The organism is Streptomyces rectiviolaceus (assembly GCF_039533825.1).
Taxonomy (GTDB): Bacteria; Actinomycetota; Actinomycetes; order Streptomycetales; family Streptomycetaceae; genus Streptomyces; species Streptomyces rectiviolaceus.
Genome location: NZ_BAAAUG010000151.1, coordinates 1 through 14,284, shown reverse-complemented (window position 1 = coordinate 14,284; position 14,284 = coordinate 1). Strand labels below are relative to the sequence as shown.

At 70.0% G+C, this 14,284-nt stretch carries 14 protein-coding genes and 1 pseudogene; 9 read left to right on the top strand and 6 right to left on the bottom strand.

What is annotated here, in order from left to right:
• The 3 genes and pseudogenes from ABD378_RS34780 to ABD378_RS34770 all read right to left on the bottom strand — a co-directional run.
• Window positions 1-535 (bottom strand): annotated as a pseudogene (locus ABD378_RS34780) (transferase); the annotation flags it as partial.
• Window positions 532-1,686, bottom strand: coding sequence for a glycosyltransferase (locus tag ABD378_RS34775; protein ID WP_344527710.1), 1,155 nt, complete (start codon window positions 1,684-1,686; stop codon window positions 532-534). The gene ABD378_RS34775 and the pseudogene ABD378_RS34780, both read right to left, overlap by 4 nt.
• A 33-nt stretch (window positions 1,687-1,719) precedes the next feature.
• Window positions 1,720-2,820, bottom strand: coding sequence for a DUF3344 domain-containing protein (locus tag ABD378_RS34770; RefSeq protein ID WP_344527708.1), 1,101 nt, complete (start codon window positions 2,818-2,820; stop codon window positions 1,720-1,722).
• Window positions 2,821-3,166: 346 nt separating this feature from the next.
• On the opposite strand from ABD378_RS34770, the gene ABD378_RS34765 reads away from it, so the two are divergent.
• From ABD378_RS34765 to ABD378_RS34750, 4 genes are all read left to right on the top strand, one after another.
• Window positions 3,167-3,406 carry a chaplin gene (locus ABD378_RS34765; protein WP_344527706.1) on the top strand — a complete coding sequence of 80 codons (240 nt, stop codon included), beginning with the start codon at window positions 3,167-3,169 and terminating at the stop codon, window positions 3,404-3,406.
• 179 nt (window positions 3,407-3,585) lie between these two features.
• Window positions 3,586-4,236: a hypothetical protein gene (locus ABD378_RS34760; RefSeq protein WP_344527704.1), complete on the top strand. Its 651-nt coding sequence runs from the start codon at window positions 3,586-3,588 to the stop codon at window positions 4,234-4,236.
• A 254-nt stretch (window positions 4,237-4,490) separates the two neighbouring features.
• Window positions 4,491-4,772, top strand: coding sequence for a hypothetical protein (locus tag ABD378_RS34755; protein WP_344527702.1), 282 nt, complete (start codon window positions 4,491-4,493; stop codon window positions 4,770-4,772).
• Window positions 4,773-5,146: 374 nt separating this feature from the next.
• Entirely contained in the window at window positions 5,147-5,650 is a 504-nt protein-coding gene (locus tag ABD378_RS34750) for a DUF5949 family protein (protein ID WP_344527700.1), read from the top strand.
• Window positions 5,651-5,749: 99 nt separating this feature from the next.
• On the opposite strand, the gene ABD378_RS34745 is transcribed toward ABD378_RS34750, so the two are convergent.
• On the bottom strand, window positions 5,750-5,968 hold the full coding sequence (locus ABD378_RS34745) for a hypothetical protein (RefSeq protein WP_344527698.1): 219 nt from the start codon (window positions 5,966-5,968) through the stop codon (window positions 5,750-5,752).
• 192 nt (window positions 5,969-6,160) lie between these two features.
• Between ABD378_RS34745 and ABD378_RS34740 the strand changes: the two genes are divergently transcribed.
• Genes ABD378_RS34740 through ABD378_RS34730 form a run of 3 tightly spaced genes read left to right on the top strand, consistent with a single transcriptional unit; the run spans window position 6,161 to window position 8,113 of the window.
• Complete coding sequence (locus ABD378_RS34740; protein ID WP_344527696.1) at window positions 6,161-6,754, top strand: vitamin K epoxide reductase family protein; 594 nt, start codon at window positions 6,161-6,163, stop codon at window positions 6,752-6,754.
• 29 nt (window positions 6,755-6,783) lie between these two features.
• Window positions 6,784-7,203, top strand: coding sequence for a tyrosinase family oxidase copper chaperone (locus ABD378_RS34735; protein ID WP_344527694.1), 420 nt, complete (start codon window positions 6,784-6,786; stop codon window positions 7,201-7,203).
• 37 nt (window positions 7,204-7,240) lie between these two features.
• Complete coding sequence (locus tag ABD378_RS34730) at window positions 7,241-8,113, top strand: tyrosinase family protein (protein ID WP_344527692.1); 873 nt, start codon at window positions 7,241-7,243, stop codon at window positions 8,111-8,113.
• Between the two features lie 45 nt (window positions 8,114-8,158).
• Here ABD378_RS34730 and ABD378_RS34725 read toward each other — a convergent pair whose 3' ends face one another.
• Complete coding sequence (locus ABD378_RS34725) at window positions 8,159-8,443, bottom strand: chaplin (RefSeq protein WP_344527690.1); 285 nt, start codon at window positions 8,441-8,443, stop codon at window positions 8,159-8,161.
• 177 nt (window positions 8,444-8,620) lie between these two features.
• Between ABD378_RS34725 and ABD378_RS34720 the strand changes: the two genes are divergently transcribed.
• Entirely contained in the window at window positions 8,621-8,866 is a 246-nt protein-coding gene (locus ABD378_RS34720; protein ID WP_425583923.1) for a hypothetical protein, read from the top strand.
• Between the two features lie 341 nt (window positions 8,867-9,207).
• A complete protein-coding gene (fusA, locus tag ABD378_RS34715; RefSeq protein ID WP_344527686.1) occupies window positions 9,208-11,295 on the top strand; it encodes an elongation factor G in 2,088 nt (695 codons plus the stop codon).
• Window positions 11,296-11,357: 62 nt separating this feature from the next.
• On the opposite strand, the gene ABD378_RS34710 is transcribed toward fusA, so the two are convergent.
• The coding region (locus ABD378_RS34710) for a CARDB domain-containing protein (protein ID WP_344527684.1) at window positions 11,358-14,284 on the bottom strand (2,927 nt) is incomplete at its 5' end.

Genomic DNA, 14,284 nt, shown 5'->3' with positions numbered 1-14,284 from the left:
CGCCGGGACCGACCACCAGGGCGGGGCGCGGCTGGCGCAGCGCCGCCCTGCGCGACCACCAGTACAGGGCGCCGCGGCCCGCGCAGCACAGCACGCTCTGGAGCGCCGCCGCCGTGCACAGGGTGGTGAGGGAGAGCGGGCTCAGGGCGGGGACGCTCGCGGCCAGGAGCCCCACGGCGCACCAGCTCAGCACGGCCTGCCGGGCCAGCGACGGGAGTTCGTCGAGGGCGCAGGGCACGGCGAGCGGGCGGTACAGCGCGGCGCGCGCGTTCAGGCCGGTCACTCCGGCAAGGAGCAGGGCCACCAGCAGGGGATGGCGCTGGGCGTCGGCGAGCAGCACGGTGCCGAGCAGGGCGGCGCCGCAGTCCACGGCGACCAGGGGGAAGGCCGATGAGCGGCGTGCCGAAGCCCCCCATCCGATGCTCGTCCTGAGGCCGCCCCCGGCCCCGCGGGGAGGGATGACCGAGGCGGTGGCGATGGCATGGTCGGCCGCCCGTGGCTGCGCGGCAGGGGCGACGGTTCGTTCCGCACTCACGGGTTGATGGACTCCCTGCACTTGATCGGCCCCACGCCCGGTAGCTCGCGGTACACGGCCGCGACAGCGTCCGTGGTGTGCCGCACATCGTGGGTGTTCAGGACGTGGCGGTGCGCTGCACGGCCGAGGGATTCGCGGAGGGGCGGATCGCCGAGCAGTCCGACGAGGGCTCGCGCCAGTGCGTCGGGGTCCTCCGCGGGAACGAGGCCGTGGGGCACGAGTCCGGGCGGCAGGCTCTCGCGCGCGCCGTCCACATCGGTGACCACCACGGGCCGGGCACAGGCCATCGCCTCAAGAGGTACGAGTGCCATGCCCTCCCACCGGGACGGCAGGACCACGAGGTCGGCCGCCTGGTACCAGGGGGCGGCGTCCTGGACGGCTCCGGCGAACCGCACGGATGCGTGCGCCCGTTCGCGCAGACCGGCTCCGTCGGGTCCGTCCCCCACGAGGACGAGCCGGGCGAGCGGCATCCGCTCGGTGACGGCCGACCAGGCCCGCAGCAGGACGTCCTGTCCCTTCTGCCGGCACAGCCGTCCCACGCACACCACCAGGGGCGCCCGCTCGGACAGCCCCAGACCGGTCCGCGCGGCGTGCGCCGCCACGGGCCGGAAGCGCTCGACGTCCACCCCGTTGGGGATCACGGACCAGCGCGCGTCGATCCCGGACCGCTGCCCGGTGAGCCGCTCCGCCTCGCTGACGCAGACGACGTGCGTGGCCCAGCGCGCCCCGAAGCGCTCCCAGCGCAGGGCGAGCCGCGCGGTCACGCCGCCGACGGCCTCGAAGGACCACGCGTGCGGCTGGAACACCGTGGGGACCTTGCCGCGCAGGGCGAGCCGCGCGGCGAGCCCGGCCTTGGCGCTGTGCGCGTGCACGACATCGGGCCTGAGCTCGTCGACGATGCGGGCGAGGCGCCGCACTTCGTCCGGCAGCCCCGGCCCCGGAGAACGGCTCGCCGCCCACCTGTGGGTGCCGCTTCCCAGGCCGCGCACGGCATCCGGCAGACAGCCGCTGTCCGGACACGCGACATCGACCCGCATCCCGGCGGACAGCTGGGACTTCACCAGGTCGGTGACCACGCGGGCCACTCCGCCGTCGACGGGCTGTGCGACGTGAAGGACGCTCAGCCGGGGGTCTGTTGCTGACAGTTGCATGCACGGCGCCTTGCTCAGGGGGAAGGTGGTGCGCTACCGCTTCGCGTCCACAGCGGCGAAGAGCACACCGGCCCACGCGGACTCTCGCCGCGAGGCGAGACGGATGAGCAGGCCCTTACGGTCGGCCCTGAGGCCCCCGTCGAGCCGGAAGATGTCTGAGTCGTATCCGAGCGTGTTGGCGTACGCGGGCGTCCTCGTGATCTGCCTGCCCGGTTCGCTGATGGTCGAGTTCAGTACGTCGCGGGCGGGGTTCGCCGCGTTGGAGAGCCGCACCGGCCTGCTCCGGTCGGTCGACACGGTGAGCGTGTCGCCGGTCGTTCCGCGGTCGCCGTTGTACGTGACCATGCCCACGCTGCCCTTCGCGCGGGCCGGCACCGGCATGCCGCCGAGACGGACCGCGTGGCTGCGCCGGCCCGCGTCGAAGGAGTCGAAGCCGTCCCACACGGTCAGGTGCCGCAGCGGCGCGGCCTCGTTCTCGTACGCGACGACCAGCGTCCAGCCACCCCATGCCCCGGCCTTGGAGTGCCCCTTCGCCACATTGACCTGGGCGACGGTGTAGAGCCCCGCGCCGCCGGACCTGACGAGGGGCGTGACGTCGGCCGATGCCTGGAAGGCGTCCGCGCCGTTGGCGGTGCGATGCCCGACCAGGGTGTCGGCCCGCACGTCCTGGTAGTTGCCGCCGGGTTCGGCGATCAGCGCCTTGCCGTTGTCCTTGGGCGGCTTCTGCTCACCGGCGCGGAGGTTGCCGCCCCAGTACAGGCGCGCGTAGGACACCCGTGAGCCCGGCGGAAGCCGGACCTCTCCGCGGCTGGAGTTGTAGGTGTTCGGATCCTTGTCGACGTCGACGTAGGACATGTCGAAGTCGTTGTTGGCCGCCGCCTTTCCGCCGCGCGCGGAAGGGCACGACACCGCGCGGACGGCCATCGGCTTCCGGCATGTGACGGCCGTGTTGGCCGCGCGGGTGATCCCGCCGTGCTGGAGGGCGTGATAGCGCTGCGCGAACTTGATGCTCGCCGCTTCGGCGGCGGGGGGCGCGGGCACGGCCACGGCGGGGCCGCCCGGTGTGGCGACGACCGCGAGGGAAAGGGCGCACAGCGTCATGCGACGCAGAAGGGGGCCCACGGAATTGCGCATGACCGGCGTTGCCCTTTCGGGAAAGGTTCCGAACCAGGAGGGAGAATTGAAATGCGACAGTCACACTCGACTCGTAACTTCCCGCACTTGTTCTTTCAAATGGCATCAGGAGGAGAGCAACACTAGCCGCTTTCCGCATTAATCCAGGAAGGCTGACAAGTGTGTCGGAAACGTGAAGTGCGTAACGCTCGAGGCCCGCCGGGAGCACGGGCCAGGGGCCACCGCGTTAACCCTGCGCCAGCAGATCACCCTTTTGGGCCCACAACTCCTGCGAGCGACGTCCGTTGATCCATGGGCCGGGCACCCCGCCCTGCCGATGCATCAACTGACCAAGGAGCAACTCTCCATGTCGCGTACCGCGAAGGCCCTCGCCCTCTCCACCGTTGCCGTGGCCGCCATGGCCGGCAGCGCCGGCATCGCCGCCGCCGACGCCGGCGCCCAGGGGGCCGCCACTCACTCCCCCGGCGTCATCTCGGGCAACGCCGTCCAGGTCCCGGTCCACATCCCGGTCAACGCCTGTGGCAACACCGTCAACATCATCGGTCTCCTGAACCCGGCGTTCGGCAACACCTGCGTCAACGCCTGACACCTCAGCAGCACGCAGTCGGCGACGGCCGTTCTCCCCCGAGGAGGACGGCCGTCCTGCGTTCCCGTCTGTACCCCGAACGGCCGCCGTGCCCCCGAATGGCAGTCGCTCGGTTGCGGTCGGTGTCCACCGCTTTCACGGTGAACACAAGATCCGACGCATCACCGAAGGGAACATCCATGCGCGCTCTGCCCGTACGGCGTATCGCGACCTCCGTCCTCTGCGCTTCACTCCTCATCGGTACGGCCGGTCCCGCCATCGCCGCCGAGAGCGACTCGTCTCCCGGCAGCACTCAGGAGGCGGCCCGCGCACCGGTCCCGAATGCCGAAGCGCTGCTCGCCCAGGTCAAGGCCCTGGGCGACCTCGGCGGTGTGCTCGGCCCGGTCACCGACCTGCTCAGCACCGTACTGAAGGCCGACAAGGGTCAACTGCCCGCCGCGGAAGTCACGAAGCTCGCCGACCCGGTGAAGGCCGCCATCACGAAGGCCGCGGCGGCGGCCCCCAAGGCTCCGGCGGCCCCCGACACCTCGGCGCTCCCGGAGACGCCCGCGCTCCCCAAGTCCCTTTCGGATGACGCCAAGGCAGCGGCCGACCCGAAGGCCGACGCCCTGAAGGCCCTGCAGACCGCGGTCGACACCCTGGTCAAGGCGGCCACCGGCGGCGACGTCACCAAGGTGGCAGGCGCGGTCCCGCCCGTACTCACCGGCCTCGTCAACCTCGTCGCGGCCACGCTGCTCGGCGGCGGCCTCCCGGCGCCCAACCTGGCCGGCCTTCCGGCCTTGCCCAAGGTGCCGGCCGCCGGACTGCCCCAGGCGCCCGGTCTTTCCTGAGCATCCGTCAGTACCCGTCGCGTCGGCCTTCCGGTCGGCGCGACGGGCTTTTCATGTCCCCATCGCCGTCCATATCGTGTGCCTCTTTGCGCCGTCCGCGCGTCCATCTCATACGAGAATGGGACACCGCCTTCGTTCGGGTGGGTTCCGGGAATTTCCCACCGCACAGAGTTTCCGCTGTACACAGCGCTCGTTACCCAAGGCGAAGTGAAGATCCCCTCTGGCGACCGTCTGTCGCCGCAGAAAGGAACACGATGAAGCCCCTGAAGGCTGCCGCCGTCGTTGCCGGATCCATGGTCATCGCTGGTGCCGCCGCACCCGCCTTCGCCGCCGACCTCACGCCTACCAGCCTGAACGGTGCAGTGGACACGATCGCCGGCCAGACGTCGAAGCTCGACGCGGCCCCGCTGGCCACCAACGCCCTGGACACCGACAACAAGGACTCGGTCGTCAACGCCGTGTCAGGTGCCACGAAGGACGTGCACGCGGGCGGCGGCGCCGGCAAGCTTCTCGGCGGACTTCCCCTCTCGAAGTAGAGCTTCCCGCTTCCGCCGGACGACGCGGCGCATTGCGCCGAATGAAGGAAGCGAATACCCGGGCGCGTTCTTGCGGAGGCACCCGTAAAACCCGGAGTTCGGCGACACGGCCGACAACAGCTGACGTCCCCCCGAGGAGTACTGCCGCGAGCAAACGGCACACGGCAGTGAGGGCCGGTTCCGCAGACACATTCTGCGGAACCGGCCCTCGGACTTTCCCCGCCGCCTCTCCAGCTTTCCCCAGGCCTCAGTTCGACTGGAAGGCCCCGGAATTCGACCGGCGCGTGCCCCGATCGTGTGATCGCGCGCCCGCACTCACCCAGTCAAGTGACAGGCGGGTCCGGGACATCAGGACACATCGATACGGTTCCGGGATGACCTCGACATCGAGCGAAACCCGCACCTTCCGACCCGCCGATCTGGGCACCCTCACCGTGGTCCCCTGGAGTGGTGAACACCCCGAGGACGAGCAGGACATGCCCTTCCTGCTTGCCTACTCGCTGGGCGACGGCGAAGGCGGTCCCGAGGGCTCGAGCGAAGCCATCGAGCTCCTGCTGCGGAACACCGGGCTGCCCATCGGCGGCCCCGTCGTGGAGAGCTCCCGCAACCCGAGCCTGCCCCTCACCCTCCTCGTCGAGGCCGGCCAGGCCGTACTGAACATGCCGCACCTCAGCGCCCAGTGCGTCGTACCGCCGGAGTGGCTCGCCGCGGTGGGCGAGCGGGGCCATGCCTACTTCATGTTCACCACGCGCCCCTGGCCCGAGGCCAAGCCCGGGGTCCCGCTCGCCGAGGAGGACCTCGCGGCGTTCGCGGGCGACGAGGAGACCATGACCAACGCCGCGCACTGCCTGCTCACCGCGCGAAGCCTGCGCAGCTAGGAGCGGCGCAGGCAGGGGGCCCACACGCGACAGGGCCCGCCGGTCGGGACGGACCGGCGGGTCCCGGCGTTCTGTGACGCGGCGGTTCAGCGCATCGCGTCAGAGAAGGCCCAGGTGCAGGTCGGCGTCCAGCAGGTCGTGGTCGTGGCCATGACCGTGACCGTGGTGGTGGCCGCCCCAGCAGCCACCGTGGTCGCAGGGGTGGGAGGCCGCCTTCTGCGTCGTAACTTCCGCCGCCTGAGCGGTTGTTGTGAGCGGCACCGCCACGGCCAGGGTCAGCATGGCGGTCGCCGCGGCACGGCGAAGCGTGATCTTCATGGGGGATCTCCTAGATCCGTTGGGGACGCGATCGACGCTAATCAGCCCCACAGAGCCTGTCCTGCCGAGAGAAGCCCGACTACTGCAAAAGGGTGCCGGGCCCGCCGCCCGTGAACCCAGTGAGGACCACAGCCGATGCACACCAAGACGCCTCTGCCCGAAGCCCGCAGGCCCGAAGCCCCATTAGGACGCATGGACCCGCCATCCGGTGGTGCCGGTGGGAGCCGTGCGTTCGCGCTGCTTCTGGTGATCACGGGTGCGGCGGGGCTGCTCGCGGCGTGGGTCATCACGCTGGACAAGTTCAAGCTGCTCGAGGACCCGGACTTCACGCCGGGGTGCAGCCTCAATCCGGTGGTCTCCTGCGGCAACATCATGACCAGTGAGCAGGCATCGGTCTTCGGGTTCCCGAACCCGATGCTGGGCATCGCCGCGTACGCGGTCGTGATGTGCGTCGGCATGAGCCTGCTGGGCCGGGCGCGTTTCCCGCGCTGGTACTGGCTGACGCTGAATGCGGGCACGCTGTTCGGGGTCGGTTTCTGCACGTGGCTGCAGTACCAGTCGCTGTACGAGATCAACTCGCTGTGCCTGTGGTGCTGCCTGGCCTGGGTCGCCACGATCGTCATGTTCTGGTACGTGACCTCGTTCAACGTCCGCAACGGCTTCCTGCCCGCGCCCTCCGGACTGCGTACGTTCCTCGGCGAGTTCACGTGGGTGCTTCCGGTGCTGCACGTCGGCATCATCGGCATGCTGATCCTCACGCGCTGGTGGGACTTCTGGACCAGCTGACGCGGCGGGGGCGCAAGGAGACATCACCCATGGTCAAGAAAGCAGCGGCCGAAGGGCCGAGCCCGGGACGGTTCACCCGCCGGGCCACCATGCGGAACCTCATCGGAGTCGCCTTCGCCGCCGTGACGGCGCCGGCCGCCCTCCTCTGGTCGGCCAGGCGGCACACGGCTGACCACCAGCCGTCCGACGACCTCGGTGAAGGCGCGTTCGACGAGATGTACGAGGGCCGCCACATCCGCGGTTCGAGGGCGGTACCGGGTCATCAACACGCGGGCGCAGGCTGGGACATCACGGTCGACGGCCGGCCGCTCCACCTCATGCGGCGCGCCGACGGCGGCTATCTGAGCATGATCGACCACTACCAGTCGTATCCGACGCCCCTCATCGCCACCCGCAGGGCAGTGGACGAACTCGGCCCCGGCCGCCGGCTGCGCAGCCGTAGCGCCTGATCACTGCCCGCACATCGGACCCGAGGAGCGAACCGAAGTGGTCTACACGCGCAAGAACCAGGCCAGGCTCACCAGCGCCGAGAAGCGGCGCTTCGTCAACGCGCTGCTCGAGCTCAAACGCAAGGGCGAGTACGACGAATTCGTCCGGACGCACATCGAGCACTACGTGTCCGACGGGGACAGCGGACTGAGAGTGGCCCATATGACGCCCTCGTTCCTGCCCTGGCACCGCAGGTTCCTGCTGGAGTTCGAGCGGGCCCTGCAGCGGGTCGACCCCGCCGTGTCCGTCCCGTACTGGGACTGGACCGTGGACAGGAAACCCGGCTCCTCGATCTGGGGCAGCGGGCTCATGGGCGGCAACGGGCGGCGTTCCGACCGGCAGGTCATGACCGGTCCGTTCGCCCGCACGAACGGGAACTGGGTCATCAAAGAAGGGGAGACGGACGGCGACTTCCTCATGCGTGACTTCGGCCGGCCGCAGAACCCGATCGAGCTGCCCACCGCGAGCCAGCTTGCCTGGGCGATGCGCGACCCGGTGTACGACACGGAGCCCTGGGACTCCACCTCCTCCCAGGGCTACCGCAACAAGCTCGAGGGGTGGACGTCCGGCGTCGGCAACCAGAAGTGGCGCAACCACAACCGTGTCCACCGCTGGGTCGGCGGACACATGCTCGGCGGCGCGTCGGTCAACGACCCCGTCTTCTGGCTGAACCACGCCTTCGTGGACCTGCTCTGGGACCGCTGGCAGGCCCGGCACCCCAGATCCGCGCCGTACCTGCCCGAGAAGCCGCCGAAGGCGGGCAGCGGCCCGCTGCACGGCCGCATCACCGCCCGCTACGAGACGATGCCGCCCTGGGACGTGCGGCCCGACGAGCTGCTCAGCCATCGCGGCACCTACCGCTACGCATGACAAAGCCCCCGGCGGTCCAGGACCGTCGGGGGCTTTCGCAGGGGTTCAGCTGCCGTAGCCACCGTGGTGGCCGGGCTTGCCGTGGCCGCCGTCGGCGTTGACGCAGGTGTTGCCGAACGCCGGGTTCAGCAGCCCGATGACGTCCACAGTGTTGCCGCACAGGTTGACCGGGACGTGGACCGGGACCTGGACGAGGTTGCCGGACAGGACGCCGGGCGAGCCGACGGCCGCACCCTCGGCGCCCGCGTCCGCCATGGCCATACCCGTGCCACTGAGCACCACGGCGCCCGTGCCGAGGGCAACAGCGGCTGCCTTCGCGATGCGAGACATCACGTTCTCCTTTGAATTGACGAGTACGGCCGCATGCACGCGGCCGTACTGTCCCTTCAACGGCGACACGGGCACCAGGTAACGGCACCGATCGGTACATCATTGGTGAAATCGGCTGGGACCCCGTGTCCGGTGCTCTCCCGAACCGTTGCGCATCACATGATCTCAACACGACGCATGGCCGCAGCCCTCGCTCTCGCCGCCGGTGCCACCGCCCTGGCAGCGCCCGCCGCGACCGCCGCCCCCATCTCCCCCACCGGCACGATCGACTCGCTCGCCGCGTCCTCGATCCCGGCGGAGCACCGCGCCGAGGTGCCGTCCGTCACCGAGCAGCTCAACGGGCTCAACGACCTGTACCAGCTGCAGCAGCTGCACCAGCTGACCGACATGGCCGCGCCGGTCACGGGCTTGCTCGGGGCGTAACGAGCAACGATTCACGCGCGCGGAGGCGGGGCCGGGCCCAGGGGGCTCGGCCCCGCCTTGCTGCTGGGATATTCCGGTGACCGCGGGGGCTCCGGCTGCTTAGACTCGCCACGCCAGCATCGAACGATTCGATCCGTCAAGTGAGGGGGCCGGGCCATGCGTAACCGCACAGCTGCCCGCGGCCCCCGTTCACGGTACGACGTGATCCTGGTGTCTTCGCGTGTGCGGTGCCGGCTGCGCGGCCGTCACTGAGTACCCGCGGCGAACACCTGCCCACATCCTGAGGTTACGTCCGGGAATCGCGCTGCCCTGCCCCGCATCACCACGAAAGGCCCCGGGCCGTGCGCACCAACACCCAGCACCTGTCCGCCCGTACATCCGCCGACGTCCGGAATCTCGGCATTCTCGCCCACGTCGACGCGGGCAAGACCACCGTCACCGAACGGATCCTGTTCCTGACCGGCGCCACGCACAAGAGAGGTGAGGTCCATGACGGCACGACCGTCACCGACTTCGACACGCAGGAGCGCGACCGCGGGATCACCATCTTCGCCGCGGCGGTCAGCTGCGCCTGGGACGGTCACCGGATCAACCTGATCGACACCCCGGGCCACGTCGACTTCGCCGACGAGGTGGAGCGTTCGCTGCGGGTGCTCGACGGAGCGGTCGCGGTGTTCGACGCCGTCGCGGGGGTCGAACCGCAGAGCGAGTCGGTGTGGCGGCAGGCCGACCGGTACGACGTGCCGCGCATCGCGTTCATCAACAAGCTGGACCGCGCGGGCGCCGATCTCGACACGGCGGTCGCGTCGATACGGGAGCGGTTGCACACCGCCCCGCTGGTGGTGCAGCTGCCGATCGGGCGGGAGGACGAGTTCACCGGCGTCGTGGACCTGCTGCGGATGCGTGCCCTGGTCTGGCACGCGGGCCGTGACACGTACGAAGTGGTCCCGATCCCCGAGGCTCTGCGCGAGCAGGCGCACCGGCGCAGGCACGTGCTCGAGGAGACGGTGGCGGAGCTGCACGCGGCAGCGATGGAGGAGTACTGCACGGCGTCGGCGCTCTCCACCCCGGCCCTTGCCGCCGCCCTGCGCGATCTCACCCTCAGCGGTGAGGGCGTGGTGGTGCTGTGCGGGTCCGCCTACCGCAACCGCGGGATCGAACCGCTCCTGGAGGCCGTCGTGTCCTACCTGCCCTCGCCGGCGGACGTTCCGGCGGTGCGCGGAACCCTGGGCGGCACCGTGCAGGAGCGCGCCGCCGATCCCGCGGCGCCGTTCGCCGGGCTTGCCTTCAAGGTGAACGCCACGGCGACGGGACGGCTGACGTACATACGCGTGTACTCGGGAACGATCACGAAGGGAGAGACAGTGATGGACGCGGGCACGGGCCGCACCGAACGGATCGGCCGCATCCTGCGCGTGCAGGCAGACCGCCACGCGGAACTGGACCGGGCGACCGCCGGGGACATCGTGGCCGTGGTGGGCCTGAAGACGGCCCGCGCCGGCACCACACTGTGTTCGCCCGCGGCGCCTCTGGTCCTCGAACCGCCCACGGTGGCCGCTTCGGTGGTCTCCATGGCGGTCGAGGCCCTCAGGAGCGTCGACACCGGGCGTCTGTCGTCGGCTCTGGCACGCCTGGTCGAGGAGGATCCCTCGCTGGCGGTACGGGTCGACCGCGAGACCGGTCAGACGGTGCTTTCCGGCATGGGCGAGCTCCATCTGGAGGTCGCGGTGGAGAAGATCCGCCGGGCCCACGGCATCGAGGTCGGCGTAGGCCGACCGCAGGTGGCCTACCGGGAGACGGTCGTGCGCGGGGTGTCGGGTCTGGTGTACCGGCACGTCAAACAGGACGGCGGCGCGGGCCAGTTCGCGCATGTGGTCATCGACGTCGAGCCACTGGAGGCACAGGCGGGCACGGCTGACTCCTTCGTCTTCGGCTCCACCGTCACCGGCGGCCGGGTGCCGCAGGAGTACATCCGCGCGGTGGAGGCCGGTTGCCGGGACGCTCTCGCCGAGGGCCCCATCGGCGGCCACCCGGTGACGGGGCTGCGGGTCACGCTGACCGATGGCGCGACCCATCCCAAGGACTCCTCGGAGATGGCGTTCCGGACGGCGGGCAGATTCGCGCTCCGCGCGGCACTGCGGGCAGCCACGATGGAACTCCTGGAGCCGGTGGTGGAGTTGACGGCCACGGTGCCGGACGACGCCGTCGGCGGCGTGCTCGGGGACCTGGCGGCACGCCGCGGCCGGGTCTCGGACTCGACCACGCGGTCCGGCACGGCCGCGATCACGGCGGCGGTGCCGCTGGCCGAACTGTTCGGCTACGCGTCGCGCTTGCGCAGCCGTACACAGGGGCGTGGCACGTTCACCACGCGGCCGATGGGTTACGCCTCCGTGCCGGTGGGGGTTTCGGCCGGGGTGCTGGGCCGGTAGGCGAAGGGGTGGGGTCACGCCTTGCGGGGCGTGACCCCATCTCGGCCTGTCGGTGAGACGGGCTACCGGGCGGAGAACGCCCGGACGGAGGACTTCTTGGCACCCCCTCCGTTGATCACGAACTGCGACCCGGGCTCGATCAGGATGTTCCCGTCGCGCGAGTCACTGATCGCCACGTCCGTGAGCGTCGCACTGCCGCGTGCGCCGCCCATGGCGAGGATGCCGGAGCCGTTGTTGGACTTGGAGATCGTCACATCGGAGATCTTCACGTCCGGCATGGCACCGCCGCCCGTCTTGAACTGGATGCCGTCGTACGTCGAGTCGTGGATGTCGGTGTCGCGGATCGTGACACCGGGAATGGACGGACCCTGGGCGAACAGCGTGATGGCGCCGAACTCCTGGTCCTCGTTCCAGAACGCGCCGCCCGTGCGGTAGAGCCCGTTGTTCGCGATCAGGGTCTCCCCGGTGAAGGGGATCGGGTCGTGGTCGGTCGCGAGCATGATGCCGGGGTAGTTCATGGTGTCGTACACGAGATTGTTCTCGATCTTGTTGCCGTAACCGCCGTACACGGCAATGCCGTTGGCGCGCCAGGGCAGCTGCACGGTGTTGTTCCGGAAGGCGTTGTCGTGGCCGATGTCGACCGACGTGTCCTTGACGTACTTGCTGGCCCACACGGCGAGGGCGTCGTCACCGGTGTTGCGGAAGGAGGAATTGAAGACGGTTGAATTCCGCGTGCCGTTGGTGAAGTTCACTCCGTCCGCGTACGTGTTGCGGATGCGCATCCCGTTGAACTCCAGGCCGTCGCCCGGACCCCACAGCTCCGGGATGTTGCTGTAGTCACGCCCGACCCAGGCGCCCACGTTGGCGTGCTCGATCCACACGTCATCGATCTTGGTGTTCTTGCCGAAGCGGCCGTTGAGACCGACCCCGCCCTCCGCGTTGCCGTCGCCGCCGCGGATGGCGCCCGAGCCGAAGATGGCGATGTCGGAGATCTTGGTGTTGTCGTCGATGTCGAAGCCGAAGTTGCCCTCGTGCGGATGGTTGATGCCGCCCGCCTCGTGCGGCGGGGTCAGCGTGTAGAGCTGCGAGTGCCACATGCCCGCGCCGCGGATCGTGACGTCACGGATGCCCACCTGGTTGAACTGTCCGCGGTTCAGGGGGTCGTCGGTGAGTATCTTCTGCTCCTGGCGCCACTGTCCTGCCGGGATCCACACGCACGCGATGTCGCCTTTCTGGTCGGCGGTCACGGCCCGCTGGATCGCGGTGGTGTCGTCGATGCCGTCGTTCGGGATCGCTCCGTACTCGGTGATCGAGGTGCACTCGGCGGGCTTGCCCGCCGCGGGGGCCACCTGCTCCAGGTCGATCAGGTCGACGATGTAGAACGCGGCGTCGTCACCGGCGTCGCGCTGCAGCTTGAACTTGGTGCCCTGCGGATACGTCTGCGTGAGCAGCGCGTGCGACTCGTCGAAGAGCCGCCGCGCGTCGCCGCCCGGGGTGTTGGTCAGGCCCTCGGGCTGGTCGGTGTTGCCGTACAGCCAGCTGTGCTTGGAGGACAGGGTCAGCTTCTGCACGAACTTGCCGTCCGCGTACAGGCTGAGGGTCTTCTCCTGACCGCCGCCGCCCGGCGCGTCGGGTATGGAGTTGCGTACGACGATGGAGTTGGCGGCGCTGGTGGAGCTGAACTCGACATACTGGCCAGTGGAGTTGAGGCGTACGGACTTCCGCCCCGAGGACTCCGAGGCGTAGTTGGTGTGTCCGAAGGTGCGCACGGCATCGGCCTCGAGGAGGGTGCCTTCGTACCGGGCGTCCTCCGCCTCGTACTCGACGTACGGCACGGCCGCCCCGCGCCCGACCGCGATGGAGCGGGCGAAGACGTTGTTGTTCTCGTTGGTCTCGGCGACCGTGTTCGTGGCGTCGGCGGTCGCGGTGAGCGTGGCGCCGCCGCTGGTCGCGGTCCAGCTGCCGCTGATGTCCACCGTGGCCGTCCCGTCCGCTGCGATGGCCGGAGCCGTCCCGTTGAGCGTGGCACCGCCCACCGTCAGGCGGGTCACCGACCCTGCGGCGACGCCGCTGGTGCCGCGGTTGTGGACCTTCGCTGCGAAGGTGACCTTCGCACCCACGGCGGGGTTGGCGGGGTGGGACGTGATCCCGGTGACCTCGAGGTCGGGCCCAGGACTCTGACCGACCGTCAACTTCTCCTCAGCGGTACGGCTGTTGTTGTCGTCGTTCTGCTCGTCGATCGTGTCGGTCGGGTCGACCACCGCGGACACGGCGTAACTCCCCTGCGCGCGCTTGCCGATGCCGACCTTGACGGCCGCCGACTCACCGGCGCCGAGCGCGGGCACCGGGGCGCTGCCCGCGACCGTGCCGCCGAGGCTGACGCTCACCGTGGTCGCGCCCGAGGCCGCGCTTCCGGTGTTGCGCACCGTGGCGTTCACGGCGATCTCGTCGCTCTCGGAGGGCTTCAGGGGCTCCCAGGTGAGGTTCGAGACGGTGAGGTCGGGGTTGGGTGCCGGTGTCCCGATGACTTGGAACTCGGCTGCCTGGGCGCCGTATCCGGAGCTGTTGCCGAAGATCTTCAGCTGAACGTCGGCATACCGGCCGGTGACGGGGATGGTCACGGAGTTCCGGTCACCCCCGGAGGGGTTGAAAGTGTAATCGGCCCGCGCCTTCAGGGACTTGAAGCCCTGAGCGGACTGCTCACGCCCGAGCACCTCGATGCTCTGCGTACGCGTCGACCAGGCGGCATCGGGGTTGAGCTTGACGACGACCGATTCAAGATCGGCGTTGGCTCCGAGCTTCACCGTCAGCGTGGACGGATGGCCGCTCGACTCCCAGTAGGTGCTCGTACTGCCGTCGTTGGCGTTCGTGGCGAAGTAGTTCTGCGTCGACGAGGACGCCTCGATCGGCTTGTTCAGGGCGAGGTTCGCGGGCTCGGCGGCGGGCCGCGCGGCGGGCTCGGCCGCCGGTCGCGCGGCGGCCGCACCGG